The sequence below is a fragment of the Geodermatophilus sp. CPCC 205506 genome, from assembly GCF_051383635.1.
GTDB lineage: Bacteria > Actinomycetota > Actinomycetes > Mycobacteriales > Geodermatophilaceae > Geodermatophilus.
Genome location: NZ_JALPKP010000078.1, coordinates 1 through 18,742 on the forward strand (window position 1 = coordinate 1; position 18,742 = coordinate 18,742).

The window sequence follows — 18,742 nt, forward strand, 5'->3', positions numbered from 1 at the left end:
AGCCCTTGAAGGCGCGGCCGATGGGCGAGCGCGCGGTCGCGACGATGACGGCTTCGGGCATGGAGATCCCTTCTCAGGCTGAAAACATGACGATCGCTCTTCCGCGGCCTGATCCCACGTCGGTGAGGCGCGCGTGACGGAGATCGAGGCCTTCCCTCGTCGGGCTGCGTCCGGTCGTCGCTGACCGGACGCGGCCCGACGTCACCGGTTCGGACTCGTTGCCGTCGCGACCGCGTTCCCCGACTGCTCTGCGCCCGTGTCGGCGGGGGGCGGAGGCGGCGCCGCCTTGGTCTCCCGCTGACGGCGACTGGAGCGGCTGCGTCGCTCCCGTCCGGCCGCGAGGGCGACGGCGGCGATCAGGGCGACGCCGTTGAACAGCGCGGCTACCCACGAGACCCCGGACACCAGCTGGAGGCCCTGCACGCCGGTGGCCAACACGAAGATCGACAGCAGGGTCCCCCAGACGTTCTCCTTGCCGGGCTTGAGCTGAGTCGATCCGAGGAACACGGCGGCGAACGCCGGCAGCAGAAGGGAAGCCCCGAAGCCGAGCGAGGGACCGGTGAGCGACACGAAAAGCACCCCCGCGAGACCGGAGATCGTGCCGGAGGCGGTGAGCGCGATCCAGGCGAACCGGTCCACGGGGAGGCCGGAGAGGCGTGCTGCGTCCGGGTTCGAGCCGACCGCGTACATGTACCTGCCCACCGGGGTCTTCTCCAGCAGCCACCACAGGAAGAAGGCCAGCACCACGAGGTACAGGACGACCATCTGGAACCCGAAGAGGTCGGTCTGCGTGATCGAGCTGAAGAACGCCGACTCGGGAGGCAGCGGCTCCTCGTTGTTGGTCACCACCACCTGGAGGGCTGCCAACACCGACGTCATGCCCAGGGTGGCGATGAAGGAGTTGACCCGCAGCTTGACGACGATGAAGCCGTTGACGAACCCGATGAGGCCGCCCGCCACGATCCCAACGACGACGGCCGTGCCGGCATCCACACCCTGCTTCGTCTGCAGGATGACCGCGAGCACGCCGGCGAAGTTCGCCACCGCCCCGATCGAGAGGTCGAACTGCCCCGACACCATGGCGACCAGCAGCCCGAGGGCAGCGATGCCCGCGATCGCCTGCGTCGACGCCAAGAGGTGGACGGTCGACATGGTGGGGAAGGTCAACGGCGCCATGACGCTGAAGACGATGATGAACAACGCCCAGAGATACAGGCCGCTGAAGCGGTCCAGGCCCAGGTTGATCCGACTGGTCATGAGTCTGCGTCCTTACGGTTGGCGCTGTCCACGCGGTGCGAGGCCCGGTTGATGCCGGCCTCGGTGACATCCGGTCCGTCGAGCACCTGCGCCACCCGGCCCTCGTGCATGATCAGCACTCGGTCGCACAGGCTGGCCAGCTCCTCGACGTCGGTGGAGCTGATGACGACCGCTGCTCCCCGCTCGCGCTCGGTGATGATCTGACGGTGCAGGACGGCCTTGGCGCCCACGTCGACACCCTGCGTGGGGTCGTCGAGCAGGAGGACGTCCGGCTGCATGCGGAGCCACTTGGCGAACAGGATCTTCTGCTGGTTCCCGCCACTGAAGCTGCTCAACGGCGCATTCAGGGCTCGCGGCGGTCGCACCTGGAGGCGGTCGAACCAGCCGGCGGCCTCCGTCGACTCCGCCTTCCTGCGCAGCACGCCGCGGGACCAGAAGGGTGCGAGGTCGACGAGCGTGAGGTTGTCGGTGGCGGTCAGCTGCATGAAGCCGCCCGTCGTCTTTCGGTCGGGGGGTAGGTAGCCGACCCCGGCAGCGATCGACCGGTCCGGCCGCAGGGGGGGCAGCGGTCGTCCTGCGACCTCCACGCGGCCGGACTCCCGGGGGAGCGAGCCGAAGACCGCACCCAGGAGTGCCTCGCGCCCGGATCCGGTCAGACCGTAGACGCCGACGACGTCCCCGGCCGCCGCCTCGAGGTCCACGCCCCTGAGCGACTGCCCGTGCAGGTCCTGAACCGACAGGACCTTCCCGCCCCTGGAGTCCGCGGACTCACTGTCCTGCGCGATCGCCTGGTGGACGGTCTCGAGCTCGCCCCCGACCAGCTCGTGGACCAGCTGCCGGCGACTGACCTGCGAAACCGGTGACGTCAGGACCAGGTGCCCGTCGCGGAGCACGCTCACCCGCTGAGCCAGCGCGTAGACCTCGTCGAGGAAGTGGGTGACGTACAGGATGGCGACGCCGCCCGCTGCGGCCGAGCGGAGCATCGTGTGCAGGTGCTCGACTTCTTCGGTCGGCAGCGTGGCCGTCGGCTCGTCGAGGACGAGCACCCGGGCCGGTGTACCGCCAGCATGGAGTGCCCGTGCCACCGCGACGCCGGTCCGCTGAGCCGGGCTCAGACTGCTGACCTGGGCACCGGGACTCACGTCGAGCCCCACCGCGCTCAGCGCGGCGGCGCATTCGCGCTCGGCGGCTCCCTGCAGGATGGTCCCGAACCGACGCGGGAAGCCGCGGCCGAAGAAGAAGTTGTCGAGGACCGTGTTCTTCCCCACGAGCCCGAGGTCCTGGTGCACGAATCTGAGGCCGAGCCGACGGGAGGCATCCGGGGACCCAAAGGTCAACGACTCGCCGCCGACCCAGCCCTCCCCTCCGGGGTCGGGCTGGTGGTAACCGGAGAGCAGCTTGATCAGCGTCGACTTGCCGGAACCGTTCTGCCCGAGGAGCGCATGCACTTCTCCGGGCCCGATCTGGAGCTCGAAGGGGTGCAGGACCGTCTTGTCGTCGAAGGACTTGGCCAGGCCGCGCAGGTCCAGAACGGCAGGTTCCTGCCGGCCCGAGTGCTCGGCCGTCAGGCCCGGCGCCTCGACAGGATTGGACGAGGGGCGCGACATGGCTTACGACACCCCCCACAGCTGCAGGTACTGCTCGAGGGCGTCCTCCGGGTTGCGGTAGGGCGCAGGAACGGAGTCGACGTTGTCCGGCGTGACGATCTGGAAGGGCGGCACGTCATTGGCCTCGATGCCTTCGGCGTCCATGAGTGCGCGCAGGACCGCGTCGATGTTGCCGTAGCCGCCGACGTTGTACGGGACGGCAGTCCAGGCGGCCTGCCTGCCTGCGCGCAGCTCGGCCGTGGCCACGTCGTCGATGGAACGGCCACCGATGCTGACCTGGTCGGCGAGTCCGGCCGCCGAGAGCGCCGGCCCGATGCCCTTGGCGAAGTTGGCGTTGTCGAAGAACGCGTAGGTGTACGACGGATCCTGTCGGAGCCGGTTGACCATGGCTGGGACGACCTCGTTGGCGCCGACCTGGGTCAGGGTGGCCTCGAGGACGTCCACCTGGCACTCGGGGCACTTCTGCTCGACCTCGGCCCGGAACGCGTCGACGAACGCCGTGAGCGTCGGGATGGCCTTGACGTTCTCGAACAACGCCTTGCCCGCGCCGTTCGAGTCGGCGATGAACCAGTTGGCGAAGGCCCGACCGATGGTCGCTTCCGCTTCACAACCGAGCGACCCTGGGACGAGGGGGCCGGCGACCTCCAGCGGGCAGACCGAGCCCACGACGAGTGGCACCCCGGCCTGTTCGTAGCTGGCCAGGACCTCGGCGCCGTACGTCGACGGCGGGTTGCCCACGATGATCACGGCATCGGGGTCCATCGTCAGGGCGTTGCGCAGGGCGGCCTGGATGGTCGCCGGGTTGGCCCCGTCGTAGGACACCTCGTCGAACTCCCAGCCGAGCGCCTCGGCGGCCTCGCCGGCTCCGTTGACGATCAGCTGGGTGGCCGGGATCGCGCTGGAGGCGAAGACGACCTTCATGCCCGACGGCGGCGGCCCGGGCAGCGGTTCGGTCTGGGTGATCTCGGTCGGCGCCTCCGTGTACTGGTCCGCGATCTCCTGGGCCTCGGCGACCTCCGGGCCCGCGGCACCGCCATCGGAGCCACCGGACTGGGACTCGCCGCCCGATCCGCCACAGGCGGCGACGACGACGCCGGCCGCCACGAGCATCCCCGCCAGCAGACGTCCCCGGACTGGACGTGGCCTCACATCAGCGAGCGAAGCAGAGCGAAACGTCATCTGAGACTGCCTTTCTCCGCGCGGTGACCGGCGGGCATGGGTGTGGCGTTGGAGGAGGACGGGGACCGCGACGGAGTCGCGGAACGGATGACGCGCGGCTGCCACGACTCGCGGCCTCGTTGCCGGATCTCCTGAGTCCGAGCCGACGCGTGTTACGGGAACTGAGATCACCGTAGAGGCGTGCGTCACAGATGTCAACACTCATGTTGATGCAGTTGAGGCGCCTGAACGACCGCTGAGACGCCTGTGGCGGGCGAGGCCCGCTCACCGCCGTGCCGACTCGGCGCGCCGGCGCCGGCGATCGATCAGGACCCACCCGGCGGGATCGCACGTCCTGCGGGGAGCGACCGAAGGGCCGACGCCGCGCTCGTGCCGGGTGCCGGGTGCCGGGTGCCGGGGCAAGCCTCTCGGGTGGCGGTGCGCACGGTCGTCACGGGCGCAGCGCCGGGCGGGACGGCGTCATCGTGTCGGCGGCGGCACGGCCGCGGGGCCGCCGCCGGGCCGGCCACACCACGCGGTCGGACACAACGCGCCCGAGGGAACCGGCGGCGGAGCGTTCGACGGAGGTCAAGCCTGCGGCCCGCGGCGCGCACAGGCGTCTCGCGCACCCGCAAGCAGTGCAGGAAGGCGCACACAACAGGTCCGCCTCTGTCAGCTCCCTGTGTCACCGCTACCGACGGGCGCACCAGTCTCGGTGCACCCGACTCCGGGAACTGTGCGCTGTCATCCCGCCTGGAACTGGCGCCGATCGCGAAGCAGTCCACTGCCCTCGGGCAGCCGGTCCACGAAGCGCAGGTCGGCGCGGATCCGGAGCACCCGCTCGATCTCGCGCTGCAACTCGTCGACGCCGGCACCGGCCGTGCCCTCGATCAGGACCTGGAGAGTGTCCCGGCCCTCATGACGGTCGACGACCAGGCAGTGCCCGGCCGAGACGCCACGGTTGCGGAGGACCCGGGACACCTCTCCTGGAACGACGAACATGCCGCGCACCTTGGTGATGTCGTTGGAGCGACCGACGATGCGACGGATGCGCGGTGCGGGATTCCCACATGAGCACAGCTCGGTGATGAGCTCGTCGACGAGGTCGCCGCTCCGGAGCCGCACGATCGGCATGGCTCGTCGCGCGAAGTCGGTCACGACGATCTCCGCAGGGGACCCCTTGTCGGGGATGCGGTGCGCGCCGGACTCCGGGTCGATGAACTCCGCCAGCAGGTCCGGACGCAGGTGCATGCCCTCGCCTGCGGCACATTCGTAGGCGACCGCGCCGACGTCGCCGACGCCGTAGAACTCGCGCACGACGACGCCCGAGGCCGCGGCGATCCGGGCCTTGGCGCCGGCGTCGCTGAGCTCACCCATGATCACGGCCTTGCGCAGCGAGTGGGGCCGATCCCCGACGGCCGTGAGCAGTGTCTCCAGGAAGGAGGGCATGGCGATGACCGCCGTCACCCCCGCGGTCACGAGGGCCTCGGCGTGCTGTTCGGTGTTTCCGGGGCCCCCGGGCACGATGCCGCATCCGAGGGTGGACAGTCCTCGGTCCACCATGGTGGCCGCGATGACCCAGTTGTAGAGCAGCGTCTGGTCGACCAGATCGGCGCGCGTCAAGCCCAGGGACTCAAGGGCCACGGCATAGGCCGCGGTGACCCGCGTCATGTCGTCGGCGGTGTAGGGCATGTAGATCGGTCCGGGAGCGACGAAGACCCAGCCGAGTTCCTCCTGGGCGACGGTCAGCCTCCCACCGAAGGGCGGTGCGGCGGCAGCCGCCTCGATCATCCGTTCCTTGCTGAGGAATGGCAGGTCGGCCCAGTTGTCCAGAGACACGTCTCCGCGTTGCGCGCCCCACTCCCCCGCGTAGGCCGGGGTCGTGACAGCGAGCCGGGCCTGTTCAACGGCATGCGCCAGCTGCGTCTCGGTCACCTGGGGCTGGTTGAGCATGGGGAGACTCCGTCTGATCGATGCGGACGTACAGGGACGCCTACTCCCGTACGAAGCAGGCCACTCGCAGTGTGGTAGCTCACAGGTCGTCTGTCAACTATAGTGTTGATGGACCGCCATGGGGGCCGGCTCCCGGCAAGAGGGCCACCCGTCGGCAGCACCGCAGGGAGCTCCTCACCGCCGATCTGCGGCCATCGAGGACCTCGCGGATCAGTGGTCGTCGACGGGCCGCCCGCACTTCAGGCGGTGTGCCCCTGAGGTCGCGAACATGACGCTCGTGCGGACACCGAGCGCGCCGACCACGACACCGCGCGGCTCGACGCCAACACAGCCCGCCGGAGTCGGGCGCGTGCGCCACGGACTCAGCGGGCGCTCCCTCACGCCGGCCGCGCGTCGAGCCTCACGTCAGGCGCTCCCGTGGCGACAGGAGGCCGAGAGCCGAGTCAGTAGCTCTTGGGCATCCCGAGCACCCGCTCGGCGACGTAATTCAGCACCATCTGGTTGTTGACGGGGGCGATCCGCTGGACGCGCGACTCGATCCAGTGACGGCCGATGTGGTACTCCCGCGCGAAGGAGTAGCCACCGAACGTCTGCATGGCGTCGTCGTTCACCGCGAAGGACGCTTCGGTAGCGAGGAACTTGGCGGAGTTCGCGAGTGCGCCGACCGCTGCGGGACCCTCGGACTCGTACTGCTGAACGGCGAGATACACCACCTGGGCGGCGGCGAGCAACTGGAGGTAGCCCTTCGCCAAGGGGTGCTGGACGGCCTGGTTCTGTCCGATCTGACGCCCGAAGACGACTCGCTCCTTCGCGTACTGCGTGGCGGCGAGGAGCGCCCACCGGCCGACGCCCAGGGCTTCCGCGGAGAGGTAGAGGCGTTCGCCGTTCAGGCTGTGCAGCAGGTGGTAGAAGCCCTGACCGACGGTGCCGACGACGTCGGACTCGGGGATGACGTGATCGTGGAAGAAGACCTCCGCGGAGGCGACGGCGTGCCGGCCGATCTTGCGGATCGGCCGGATGTCGATCGTCGGCGCGTTGAGGTCCGTGAGGAACAGGGTCAGCCCGTTCCCGGCGCGCTCTCCCGGCCCAGGCGTCGACGTCCGCGCCAGGAGGAGGATCTTGTCACCTCGCAAGGCACCGGAGTTCCAGACCTTCGTCCCGTTCACGACGTAGCCGGCGTCGGTGCGATCGGCCCGCGTCGAGATCTTCGTGGTGTCCGTGCCCGCATCGGGCTCGGTGACACCGAAGGTCACGAAGAGCTCGCCCTCCGCGATCCGTGGCAGGTACTCCCTCTGCTGCTCGGGGGACCCGAAGGCCAGCAGCGTCGGAACGCAGAGCAGGGGGATGTGGACACTGCTGCAGGCGTTGATCGCACCACCACTGGCGGCCACTTCCTCCAGAACGGTGACGAGATCGCCGAGAGATCCCCCACCGCCACCGAACTCCTCCGGGATGATCGTCCCGAGGTATCCCGCCTTCGCGAATGCCTGGAAGAACTCCTCCGGGAACTCGCCATTGCGGTCGTGCTCTTCCCAGTACTCGAGGCTGAAGTCGGAGCACAGGTCGGCGATCGCCTCCCGCAACTCTGGCCGGTCCTTCTGGTGGGGGAACAGCGTGCTGCCCATGACTCTCCTCCGATGTGCCGGCGCCGCTGTCGACGCGACGTCGCTGCGACGGCTGCAGAGCCGCGTCGGCTTCAGCGGCTGCCCGTCTCCGGCTCAATCTAAGGGCCCGTTCTGCGGTCTGTCAACTTATGTGTTGACGGACGACAGCCAGGGTCCACATCCATGGCGAGCCGGGGTTTCGGGGTGCGCGCGTCAGCGGCGTGCGACGTGTGGTGAACGGCCCGTGGTCGCCGACGCACCGTCGGCCGCGCAGCGAGCATCAGCCTCGACGGCACGGGCGGCGCGCCGTCCGGGGAAGGCCGCGTCGAGTCAGCCTCGCACTGTCGCCGCCGACCTCCGCTGACCAGTGCCGCGTGTAGCGGCCGTCCGGGAAGGCGGAAGGCACGCCACCACAGCGAGCGCGATGACGGCCGAGCCGGCGAGACAGGCGAATCCGATGTGGAAGCTGCCCGTCGCGTCCTTCAGCGCCCCGAGGCCCGCGGGGCCGATGGTGCTCAACGCGAACCCGACGGTGAACACCATGGACCCGAGTCGTCCCGCGTCGACATGTGTGGCGCTCACCGCGGAGACCATGGCCAGCCCGAGGGCCGTGGCTCCGCCCACGCCGAGACCCAGCAGCGCCACGGCGAGCTCGGGCGGGAGAGCCGACGCGGCCATCAGGCAGCCCACACCCGCCAGGATCAGGATGAGAGGTGCGAGCAGCACCGGGCGCTTGTCGTCCCGACGGTCGAGCACCGCCGGAAGGGACAGCATGGTGACGAACTGCGCCAACTGGAAGACGACGAAGAGAGCGGCCGCCCGCCCAGCTGGCCAACCCTCTGCCGCGTAGAAGGGCGCGATCCACGCAAGGGCGGTGAACCCGATGAGCATGGGCGTCGCGGCATAGATGGTGACGAGCCAGCCCCTCGAGGTCACCCAAGGGTTCTCGCCGGGGGCGGTGCCACCGACGACTCCGCGACGAGCCGACGCAGCGCTGCGTCGGCTCAGGATCTCCCACCCGACCACAGTGCCCGCGATGGCGAGAGCCGGGAATGCGAGAGCCTCGCGCCAGCCCCCCAGCCAGTCGGCGAGGGGCAACGCTGTGCCGCCGGCCAGTGCGACTCCCAACGCCGTCCCCGTGGTGAAGACCCCTGCGACGGTGCCCCGATGTCGGGAGACGTGCTGAGAGATGAGGGCCGGGATCACGCTGGACCCGGCGCCCATGGCGATTCCCGCGAGCGCCACCGAGGCCAGGAGTGTTCCGGTTCCGTCGATCCACCGGCGCAGCGCCACGCTCACCGCCAAGAGGACGAGGAGTGCGGACATCGCCCGGTCGTGGCCCAGCAGGCGCCCCAGCCGCGGCCCGACTGGCGCCGCCAAGCCCATGCAGGCGATCGCCAGCGACGTGGCCAGCCCCTGCGAGAAGGCCGACAGTCGGAGCTCGTCCTCGATGTCGGCCATGAGCGTCGGAAGGGCGCCCAAGCTGAGCCGGAGGTCGACTCCCACGACGAAGATCATCAGGCACATCGGCCAGACGCCGCCCCACGCGGACGGGCTGGCTGCCGGCGCTCTGCTCATGACCGGCGTTCCCCCTGTACCGGCCCGGCGGCCCTCTTCAAGTTAGAGAGGCAACTGCCGACTGTCAACGGCAGCGTTGACCGTCACGCTCGCCCGCACCGACCGTGGCCCACAGGCGCGACGGTCCCCCTCAGCCGGTTGCGTCCATCGGATGTCGAAGCACTCATCGCCACCAAGCGGGAGGCTGGCTTGGCGGCATCGACGATCCGGACGATCGACACCGTCCTGCGGCCCCGCTGGGCATCGCCTCGCGCGACCGACTGATCCGCAGCAACCCCGCGGCAGCAGTGAAGCGTCCCGGCGTCGCGCGAAGGGACGCGCCCCACCTGACCGCGGGGCAGGCACAGGCCCTCCTTGAGGCGATCCAAGGCGACCGACTGGAGAGCCTGTATCGGGTGATGCTGGCCACCGGGCTCCGCCGCGGGGAGGCGCTGGACCTGCACTGGTCCGACGTCGACCTCGACGCCGGGCTGTTGCGGGTCCGCTGGACCCTCTCGCGAACGTCCCAGGGATTGCAGCTCGATCAGCTCAAGACCGACAAGTCCCGCAGGACCGTGCCCCTCCCCCGCTCGGCCGTCGAGGCACTCCGGACCCACCGGACCCGGCAACTGGAGGAACGACGTACGGCCGCCGGAGCCTGGCTGGACAACGGCCTGCCTTCACAACTGAGATCGGCACACCACTCGAACCGCGCAACGTGCTGCGGCGCTTCGAGCTGCTCGCGGAGCGGGCCCGTCTTCCCGGCGTCACCGTGCACACCCAGCGGCACTCCCCTGCGAGCTTCCTGCCGGCCGGAACCCACACCGAGGTCGTCCAGGAGCACCTGGGTCGCTCGTCGTACGCCATCACGCGGACATCTACAGCCACGTCGGCCCGGGGCAGCTGCGTGAGGCGCCCGGCCGGCTCGACGAGGCGCTCCGCTGGACATGGCGACTCGGCCGCCCTCCGAGAGACCTCAGCCAACCGCTGCGCTGACCGCGACGCGTTCGACGCCTACGACGGGCCGAGGAGCGAGGCCGGTGTGGAGGTCCTGCTGGCCTGACGGGGCGGTTGGCCGTGGGCGCCTCGCGCAGGGCCGGACGTCACACCCGTCCCTCGCTCCTCGCCTTGATCCCTTCGGCCTCGGCGGTCAGATACCGATCGGTGAGGCGGCGGTAGAACCGTCCCATCACCACGCCCACGGGCCCGGCCTGCTCCACCGCCAGCGTCACACGCGTGCCGCTGGTGCCGAGTTCCTCGAGCAGGTGCCGAGCGGTGGTGCGGACGCCGGGGCCGGTGGCCACCCAGGTGAACGAGCGGCTTGGTTCGAGCTCGGTCACCACGTACTCGGTCGCGGGGATCCGGGGCTGCTCCACCCGGGCCGAGGACCCGACGGCGAGCGGCCCGTCATCGAGGCGTCGCACCGAGGTCACCGTCGGCGCCCACTCCGGCCACCGCTCGACCTCGCGCAGCACCTCCCGGACCTGCTCGATCGGGCCGCCGACACACCCGCCCGGTCAACCAGTCGCTCGCCTCGGCGCCCACCAACCCTGCGGTGGGCGATCGGCGCCGCAAGGCGCCGGCTCTCGCGATCGCCGCCATGATCGGCGCGCGTCCGCGGCCGTGCTGGCTCAGTTGTAGATGAGCCGGTTGACCCGGACGAGGAAGTCGTCCCCGCGGTCGATGGTGACGTCCTTGGTGAGTTCCGCGATGACGGACATCGCCAGGTCACGCCGCCGGGGGGCCCGGCCCGCGACCGCCGTCGCGAGGGCGCCCCGTAGCTCCTCGCGGGTGAGGTCGGTGCAGTAGCTCGGGGTGCCGGGCTGCTGGCGCCAGGACTCGGCCAGCGTCCCGGCGTCGTACCCATCGAAGCCGGTGTCCTCGACCAGGGACATCCCCAGTGCGCGGTCGGCGTCGTCGTCGGCCGCCACCGGGATGGCCAGGCGGTTCGGGCTCCCGGTCACCGTCGCCTTAGCGCTGAAGGAGCCGGCCGTGATGGCGTTCCACGCCTTGACGACGGGACGCCCGAGCTGCTCCGCGACCCAGAGGCTCTCGACCTGCCCCTCGTCGAGCGCCGCGATCTGCCCGTCCCGCATCGGGTAGTAGTTCGACGTGTCCAGCAGGACGGCGCCCGCTGGCAGTTCGTCCACGAGCAGTCGGATGTCAGGGATCCGGTTGAGCGGGATGGAGACGACCAGCGCGTCGACGCCCGTGACGACGTCGGACGCGTCGGCGGCGCGCCCGCCGGCTGTGAACACCTCGTCCGGGATGGTCTCCGGGCCGCGGGAGTTGGCCACCTTCACCTCGTGGCCCGCGGCGCTCAGGCGTTGCGTCAGGGTGGCGCCGATCGCGCCGGTGCCCAGGATGCCGATCTTCATGCCGGTCCTCCGTAGATGGTGGTGCGCCCGTCGGTCGACGGGCTGGTCGCGGTCAGCCGGCCGACGTCGCAGGGTCGGCGAGGCGGGAGTCCGGGCCGTACTGCTCGTGGGCTCCCAAGGTCTCGCGCTGCAGCATCACCTGACCTCGGTCACTGCTCGGCGCCGGTGATGCGTGGGTCGGGTCCGTACTGGTAGGGGACGCCGAGGTTCGCGCGCAGGGTCGTGCCCGGGTACTCGGTGGGGTAGATGCCACGTGCCTGCAGGATCGGCACGACCTCGTCGACGAATGCGTCCACGCCGTCCTCGTAGATGTCGGGCGTCACCCAGAAGCCGTCGGCGGCCCCCGCCTCGAACCACTCCTGCAGGTGGTCGGCGTGGAGCTCCCCCGGGCCCACGACCGTGGGGTGGAAGTCGATCACGCCATGGGCGAGGACGTCGCGCGGAGACCACCCCTCGCGTGCCACCGCGAGAGCGTTCGACGAGCGCGGGTCCCCCGGTGAGGCGTGCGCGGACGCCAGCTGCTCCGGCGTGAGGGGTTCGTCGAACCGATCCGGGTGGATCTGGATCCCGAGCATCGCGCCGAGGTGGGGCAGACGGGCCTCGATGACGTCGCCCGCGTATTTCAGGCGACGGTCGAGGCCCTCGCGCACGGTCGGCGCGACGGTGGTCATGAGGCCGGCGATGTACTTGATCTCGTCGGGGTCGCGGCCGGCCTCGCGTGCCGCCTCCCGCAGCAGCTCGCGCTGGGCACGCGCCTCCTCGATCGTCCACACCTCGGCGATGAAGCCGCTCGCGTAGCGGCCCGCGATCGACAGGAGGTGCGGGCTGGGGCCGCCGGACGTGAAGACGACGGGCTGCCCCTGTTCCGACGGTGGGATCGCCAGGGGGCCTCGCGAGGCGACGTACTGGCCCTGCAGGTTGACCGGCTGCAGTCCCGCCGGGTCGATGAAGCGGTTGGCTGCCTGGTCCTTGATCCACGCGTCTTCGCGCCAGCTCCCCCAGAGCGCCTGGACGATCTGGATCGCCTCGTGTGCGCGCTGGTAGCGCTCGGCGCGGTCGGCGACGGGTCGTCCGTAGTTGGCCGCGACGGCGGGATCACTGGTCGTGACCGCGTTCCAGCCTGCGCGGCCGTGGCTCAGGACGTCCAGGGCCTTGAACTGGCGTGCCGTGTTGAACGGCTCTTGGAAGGTCGTCGACCCTGTCGCCACGAACCCGATGTGCGTCGTCTCCCGCGCGACGGCAGTCAGCTGGATCAGCGGGTCCATGAGGTTGCTGATCGGCGAGTGCTCGACGTCACCGCGCACGGCGGGGAAGTCGGGCGTGAAGAGGAAGGCGAACTTGCCGCGCTCGGCAGCCCTCGCATGACGCACGGTGGCGTCGACGTCGGCGTAGATCCCGGGGTCGACGTGCGGGGCTCGCCAGGCGCCGTGGAGGCCGCCGTATCCGTCGATCAGGCCCATCCCGAGGACGAGCTTCCTGTCCGTCGAGGTCACCGGGCCACCGCCTCGCAGACCGCTCCGTCGTGTGACGCCTCGTCGGCGACCGCGGCGCCGCTGACCGGCGCAGCGGCGCTCACCGCTGCAGCGACCGCCCCGTCCACGGCCGTGCCGTCGTCGGCCGGACTCTTCGCCCGGCCGACGAAGAAGGCGCCCACCAGGACGACCAGGCCGATGGCGAAGGCGGTCAGTAAAGCGGCGTTCGCGGCGGACGTGGCCTGTGCCCTGTCGAGCACGGCGGCGTCGCGGGCACCGGAACCGATGGTGTAGGCCGAGATGAACACCGCACCGAAGGCGGCACCGGCGAGCTGCTGGGCGGCAGCGAAGGCCGAGGCGCCGTGCGGATAGAGCTCGGGGCGCAGGCCCCCCATCGCACTCGTCGTGAGCGTCGCCCACATCGCGGCCTGCGCGCTGGTGAACAGCAGCCACGCGACGATCAGCGTCACCACGCTCGTGCTCTCGTCCACCCGGCTGAGGAACCACAGGACGGCCAGCCAGACGATGGCGGCGGGGATCATCAACGGGCGTGGGCCGAGGCGGTCGTACACCCGGCCACTCGCAGCCGCCACGATCGAGATCGCCGCCCCGCCCGGGATGAGGAAGAGGCCGAGCTGGAGGGTGCTCAGGCCGGTGACGTTGGTCAGCACCAGCGGGAGCACGACCAGCAGGCCGATCCCGTTGCCCGCGACGAAGACCATCACCAGGAGAGGCGCGGTAAACGACCTCCGGAGGAAGATCCGCATGTCCAGGAACGCGTTGTCGCGACGCTGCAGGGGGATCTGCCGGAGGACGAACGCCGCCAGGCCGGCCAGCCCCACCGCGATCGGCAGGTACGGCGAGATCGGGGCGTGCCCGGAGGACGCCTCGCCGAGCAGGGACAGTCCGTAGACCAGGCCGCCGAACCCGAGCGCGGACAGCAGCAACGACGGCACGTCCAGGGCCACCGGCTCCGGGGTGGTGGTGTTGCGCAGCTTCCACGCGCCCAGCGCCAGGGCCGCAACCGCGATCGGCAGCATCAGGATGAACAGCCAGCGCCAGCTCAGGACGGACAGCACGACACCCGACAGCGCCGGGCCGACAGCCGGCGCCACAGCCGGGACGGCCGTGGTGATCGCCATCATCCGGCCGCGGCGACCGACCGGGACCAGGCGCATGGTCGTGGTCATCAACAGGGGCAGGAAGACGGCGGTACCGGACGCCTGGATGACCCGGCCGGCCACCAGGAAGCCGAACGCCGGCGCGATCGCGGCGAGCGTCGTCCCGACGATGAACAGCGACATCGCGACCAGGAAGACCGTGCGCAGGTGGAACCGACGCATCACGAAGCTGCTGGCCGGGATGAGCACGGCCAGAGTGAGCAGGAAGCCGGTCGTGACCCACTGTCCGGTGCTCGGGGTGACCCCGAAGTCCTCGATCAGCGTCGGGAGCGCGACTGGCAGGAGCAACTCGTTGAGGAAGACGATGAACGTCGAGACGATCAGGACCCCGATGACCAGGGCGACGCCCGGGGGGAGCTTGTCGCTGGAGGAGGTCGTCGGTGCCGGAGCTGCGACGTCAGATACCGATGGGGTGGTCATGTGCGTGCTCGCCGTCTCGTGAGGTCTGGAGAAGATCAGTCAGTGCGACGTGCCCGGCCCGTCGGCGGACAGGGGTCAGGCCCGGGCTGGCGGAGGCGCGGCACCCGGCATGCGCGAGGCCCTCAGCCGACAGGGGGCCGTAGGCAATCACTGGAGGACGGCCGAGCTGTCGTCCGGTGCTTCGACGAACCAGACGGAACGGACACGGCCTCCGTTTGCTTGGCCGACGATACGGAGACGGTCTCCGCTCTGTCAACGACGGCACGTCGGACGTGACCAAGGCGACGACCGGACGCCGTACACCGACCGGACCCTCACCCGCGACGTCGGTAGAGACGGCGCCTTCTCACACTCAATCCGCTGCAGGGAGCCCGACTCACGGGTTGCTCTGCAGCACCCCCACTACCCGCTGCCGGCAGGCGGCGGCGATCAGGTCATCGAGGTCGACCAGTCCCGCCGCTCGGCCGGCGGAGGCGTGGACCACGGCAGGGACCGCGTCACGCAAGGGACGGGTCACGTCGGGGCCTACAGCGGCGAGCCCGAGCCATCGGCCGCCCGAGAAAAGCGTCTGGTCAGGACCTCGAGGAGGAACTCCGGGATGCCGATGGCGTCTGCCATCCCTCACGCACGATGTCGCGCAGGGAGTCGCCTGACCGTTCGTCCGCCAGCAACGCATCGCTCACCCACGCGGAAGCGAGCACGGTGAGGACGAGGTCCCGGTCGCGCACCCACGGACGGGCGCTCCCGGCAGCCTGAGCCGCAGCGAGGAACTGCCCGGTGATCTGGACAAGCCACTCGCAGGTGATGGCCAGCGGCGAGGTGGTCTCCCGCAATGCCTCCCGGAGGGGGCCGGGCAGACCGTCGAAGACGGTCACGTAGTCACCCAGCGCGGTCAACCACAGCTCCAGCGCTTCGCGGGGGTCGCCGTGCCCGGCCTCGATCTCGACCCGGCGGGCATCCAGCTCCTCCCAGCGGGCCTGCATGAGCGCTGCGAGCAAGGACTCCCGGGTGGGGAAGTGCCGATAGAGAGTGCCCGGCCCGAGGCCGGCCCGCTTGGCGATGTCCTGCATGGCCCCGCTCACACCCTGCTCGGCGAAGAACCGCTCCGCGACCTCCAGGATGTGGAGTCGGTTGCGCTCCGCGTCAGCACGTGACTTCCGTGCCGTCGCCTCCTGCCGTGCCACCATCCGACCCCCTCGCCTGAAAAGGGAGGGTATGTCCACATGTCCGTCAGGACCAAACAGACCAGGCATCCCGCTCCTGTCGGACCGTCTCCGAGGTCTCCAGGAGGAGTACCGGAGGAGGCCGGCAAAGCGGGACCTAGTTGTGCTGACCGGGGAGGTTGGTCAAGCGGCTGATGCGCAGGTGGCCGCCGATGCCGGTGTGGGGCCGATGGTGGTTGCAGGCGTGTCGCCAACCAGGGAAGGCCGCGCGTCGGTCGGCCTCGCTGGTGAACAGCTGCGCGAAGGCCCATTCGCTGGTCATGGTGCGGTTGAAGCGTTCGACCTTGCCGTTGGTCTGCGGCCGGTAGGGCCGGGTGCGCTTGGCCGTGAGGCCCAGCTCGGCGCAGGCGGCGGACCAGTCGCGGCTGCGGTAGCAGCCGCCGTTGTCGGTGAGCACCCGACGGGCGGTCACGCCGCGGGCGGCGAACCAGGCCGTCGCCCGGCGCAGTACGGCGGCGGCGGTCGGACCGGTCTCGTCCTCGCAGATCTCGGCATAGGCCAGCCGGCTGTAGTCGTCCAGCACGACATGGATGAACCCGTGGCCCATCAGCGGATTGCGGTGACGGCTGCGCGCCCGGCCGCCGTCGAGGTGCCGGTTGGCCTTGCCGGCCCGGCGGCCGAGGAAGCGCCAGCCGCCGCCTGCGGGGATGTTGCCCAGCTTCTTGACGTCGGCGTGCAGCAGGTCCCCGGGGGCGTCGCGTTCGTAGCGCACGACCACCTGGTCGCGGTGCTTGAGGCGGGACAGGCGGCTGATTCGGCAGCGGCGCAGCACCGCCCCGGCCGGGGAGAGCGCCACCCCGGTTTCGGCGGCCAGCCGGACCGCGCCCCAGCGCAACCGCAACCGCAACGACACGATCCGCTTCGTCCTCGCCTGATCGGTCTTGGCCGGGCTGGTGCGCGGCCGGCTGGAACGGTCGGTCATCCCGACCTTGCCCTCGACCCGGTACCGCTGGGCCCACCGGTCGGCGGTCTTCCAGGAGACCCGGAAGAACTTCCCCGCCCCAGCCGTGGGCCATCCTTCTTCGACGATCAGCCGGCCGAGCTTGAGCCGCTGAGCAGGGGTGAGCGCGGCATCAGCGTGGAGCACGAGGACCTCCTGGTCCGGTGGGCGGTTGCCGTGGTAGCTCCACCCTCGGCCAGGAGGTCCTCCTCACCCAGTCAGTCGCTCACCGCTGATCACGAGCGGGATCGCACAACCAACGTCTCCGGTCAGTACAGCTAGGAGCGTGGAGCGACGGCCGGTGCCGTAGCCGCATACAAAGCCGCGTACCCGCCACTGACCAGGGCGGCACGGCGGTACGGGGGAAACCACAACAGCGGCACCATGCTCGCCGCGTGCAGCAGGTCCACCGCGGCGGCCACGCGGACGTTCCGGCGAGCCGGAGAGGCGAGAACCACGGCATGCTGCACCACCAGCCGGGCCCCGAGCACGCGCACCACCCACTGCTTGGACTCAGGGAACTCCGGACACAGGGCCTCGACGATCGGTCGAGGCTGGACGAGCAGCAGTACCCCACACATCCCGCTGAGCGCGGCCAGTACACGGCTCAGGACCCGTCGCCCGTCAACGTCGAGGACCTCGGCGATCACGCTCCCATCCGACCACACCTGGCGGCCGGCAGCGTTCTCACACCCGGCCGGGTGCGGACCGCAGCAACCGGAAAGAGTGCCCTTCCCTCCTTCGGGCGCGGCGCGCACTCGGAAGGGCGGGCAAGGCCAACGGGTCGAATCGTTGAGTGAGCTACCCAGTCGCAGGCGATCTTGGCGCCGGGCTCCATCCGGACCGTTGCGGCGACCTGTCGCAGCGGCCCCGGGCCTGCCTGCGTGCCAGGCTCTCACAATGGCCTTCGATCTCCACCGAGCCGACGGTGAAGTGATCCGCTACGGAGACGACGCCCGCTTCAGCTTCACCGCCACCGGCCATCTTGTCGTGTACGACGCCAAGGGCAACAAGACCGTGTTCAGCCACCACAGCTGGAACTGGATCGAAGAGCCGGTCCCCTCGCCGGAAGAGTGACCACCCACTCGCTCGGCGGGCGGCTTGAGTCCTGACCGATGCCTATTGCGTTCGCGGATGCTCGGGCACGCCAGCACGGCCATGACGCTCCACGTCCGATGGGGCCTCTTCGACGGCGATCTCGACGCCGTCGCCGACCGCCTGAACGCCGCCGCACAGAGCTCGCGTCAAGGACATGCGGACTTGTTGCGGACCAGACCTGACCTCGGCTCACGAAATGACGAGGCCCTGACCCGCACCGCGCCAGGTCATGGCCTCACCAACCGGGGGAAGCTGAGGGGACTCGTAGCCTGCCCCCTGCACTGCCAGGCCGTCATGATCGCTTCGCGGACGTCCGCCTAAGTCCCCAGCAGGGCACTGAGCAGCAGATTTACGCTGTTCCGAGACAAGAGCGGACGTAGGTGGACGGCCACGGATTCACCGCAACTGCAACCAGAACTGCCACCACCGGGAGCCGCCTCCGCATCGTGGCGGCCGATCCTGGAGGCGCGGCTACCGCGTCGGGCGGGAGCCTCGGGCGTGTCCCTGAAGGCGGCTGATCCGAAAATCTCCCGAAGACCCGGTCAGGCCGCGGGGTTGAGAGTGACCGAGTAGCCGAGAGCCTGCAGTTCGCGGATGTGGTGACGGGCCTTGCGCTCGGGGTTGTTGCGGGCGGCGTAGTAGTTCGGACCGAGGTCGATGAACTGGGCCTGCTCGTCGGAGAGCAGCGCCCAGATGACGACCAGGATGGAGCGGCCGATCGCGACGATGGCCCGCTTCTTGCCACGGCGGCGGGCGATCCGTCGATATCGCTCGCCGAGGAAGGTGTCGGTGCGGGCGGCGCTGACCGCGGCCTCGCCGAGCACCCGGGCCAGGTAGCGGTTGCCCTTGCCGCTGGCCGCTTTGCCGGTCGGGCGGCCGGCAGATTCGTTGACT

The 18,742-nt window shown here is 70.3% G+C and carries 15 protein-coding genes and 1 pseudogene; 2 read left to right on the forward strand and 14 right to left on the reverse strand.

Annotated features, from left to right (window positions below):
* Positions 1–201: 201 nt before the first annotated feature.
* The 6 genes from MY520_RS26425 to MY520_RS26450 form a co-directional block, all read right to left on the reverse strand.
* Positions 202–1,257: an ABC transporter permease gene (locus tag MY520_RS26425; protein WP_436695673.1), complete on the reverse strand. Its 1,056-nt coding sequence runs from the start codon at positions 1,255–1,257 to the stop codon at positions 202–204.
* Positions 1,254–2,864 (reverse strand): sugar ABC transporter ATP-binding protein, encoded by a 1,611-nt coding sequence (locus MY520_RS26430; RefSeq protein WP_436695674.1) that lies wholly within the window; start codon positions 2,862–2,864, stop codon positions 1,254–1,256. Before MY520_RS26430 ends, MY520_RS26425 begins: the two co-directional genes overlap by 4 nt.
* 3 nt (positions 2,865–2,867) lie before the next feature.
* Positions 2,868–3,974 (reverse strand): sugar ABC transporter substrate-binding protein, encoded by a 1,107-nt coding sequence (locus tag MY520_RS26435; RefSeq protein ID WP_436695675.1) that lies wholly within the window; start codon positions 3,972–3,974, stop codon positions 2,868–2,870.
* A gap of 792 nt (positions 3,975–4,766) precedes the next feature.
* Positions 4,767–5,975: a phenylacetate--CoA ligase family protein gene (locus MY520_RS26440; RefSeq protein WP_436695676.1), complete on the reverse strand. Its 1,209-nt coding sequence runs from the start codon at positions 5,973–5,975 to the stop codon at positions 4,767–4,769.
* A gap of 443 nt (positions 5,976–6,418) precedes the next feature.
* The gene (locus MY520_RS26445; protein WP_436695677.1) at positions 6,419–7,600 is read right to left on the reverse strand and encodes an acyl-CoA dehydrogenase family protein; all 1,182 of its coding nucleotides are present in this window, start codon (positions 7,598–7,600) and stop codon (positions 6,419–6,421) included.
* A gap of 309 nt (positions 7,601–7,909) precedes the next feature.
* Positions 7,910–9,097, reverse strand: a complete 1,188-nt coding sequence (locus tag MY520_RS26450) for an MFS transporter (RefSeq protein WP_436695678.1) — start codon at positions 9,095–9,097, stop codon at positions 7,910–7,912.
* A gap of 347 nt (positions 9,098–9,444) precedes the next feature.
* Here MY520_RS26450 and MY520_RS26455 point away from each other — a divergent pair, with 347 nt between their 5' ends.
* Positions 9,445–10,047, forward strand: a complete 603-nt coding sequence (locus tag MY520_RS26455) for a site-specific integrase (RefSeq protein ID WP_436695679.1) — start codon at positions 9,445–9,447, stop codon at positions 10,045–10,047.
* A 192-nt stretch (positions 10,048–10,239) separates the two neighbouring features.
* On the opposite strand, the gene MY520_RS26460 is transcribed toward MY520_RS26455, so the two are convergent.
* The 7 genes from MY520_RS26460 to MY520_RS26490 form a co-directional block, all read right to left on the reverse strand.
* Entirely contained in the window at positions 10,240–10,629 is a 390-nt protein-coding gene (locus MY520_RS26460; protein ID WP_436695686.1) for an SRPBCC family protein, read from the reverse strand.
* Positions 10,630–10,767: 138 nt separating this feature from the next.
* The gene (locus tag MY520_RS26465; protein ID WP_436695687.1) at positions 10,768–11,586 is read right to left on the reverse strand and encodes an NADPH-dependent F420 reductase; all 819 of its coding nucleotides are present in this window, start codon (positions 11,584–11,586) and stop codon (positions 10,768–10,770) included.
* A 77-nt stretch (positions 11,587–11,663) separates the two neighbouring features.
* Positions 11,664–13,007 carry an NtaA/DmoA family FMN-dependent monooxygenase gene (locus MY520_RS26470; RefSeq protein ID WP_436695680.1) on the reverse strand — a complete coding sequence of 448 codons (1,344 nt, stop codon included), beginning with the start codon at positions 13,005–13,007 and terminating at the stop codon, positions 11,664–11,666.
* Positions 13,004–14,587 carry an MFS transporter gene (locus MY520_RS26475; protein WP_436695681.1) on the reverse strand — a complete coding sequence of 528 codons (1,584 nt, stop codon included), beginning with the start codon at positions 14,585–14,587 and terminating at the stop codon, positions 13,004–13,006. The genes MY520_RS26470 and MY520_RS26475 overlap by 4 nt, the downstream gene beginning before the upstream one ends.
* Before the next feature lie 572 nt (positions 14,588–15,159).
* Positions 15,160–15,840, reverse strand: a complete 681-nt coding sequence (locus MY520_RS26480) for a TetR/AcrR family transcriptional regulator (protein ID WP_436695682.1) — start codon at positions 15,838–15,840, stop codon at positions 15,160–15,162.
* A 67-nt stretch (positions 15,841–15,907) separates the two neighbouring features.
* Complete coding sequence (locus tag MY520_RS26485) at positions 15,908–16,897, reverse strand: IS481 family transposase (protein WP_436695683.1); 990 nt, start codon at positions 16,895–16,897, stop codon at positions 15,908–15,910.
* A 131-nt stretch (positions 16,898–17,028) separates the two neighbouring features.
* Positions 17,029–17,400, reverse strand: a complete 372-nt coding sequence (locus MY520_RS26490) for a hypothetical protein (RefSeq protein ID WP_436695684.1) — start codon at positions 17,398–17,400, stop codon at positions 17,029–17,031.
* A gap of 250 nt (positions 17,401–17,650) precedes the next feature.
* Here MY520_RS26490 and MY520_RS26495 point away from each other — a divergent pair, with 250 nt between their 5' ends.
* The gene (locus MY520_RS26495; RefSeq protein ID WP_436695685.1) at positions 17,651–17,827 is read left to right on the forward strand and encodes a hypothetical protein; all 177 of its coding nucleotides are present in this window, start codon (positions 17,651–17,653) and stop codon (positions 17,825–17,827) included.
* Positions 17,828–18,390: 563 nt separating this feature from the next.
* Here MY520_RS26495 and MY520_RS26500 read toward each other — a convergent pair.
* Positions 18,391–18,742 (reverse strand): annotated as a pseudogene (locus MY520_RS26500) (IS110 family transposase); the annotation flags it as partial.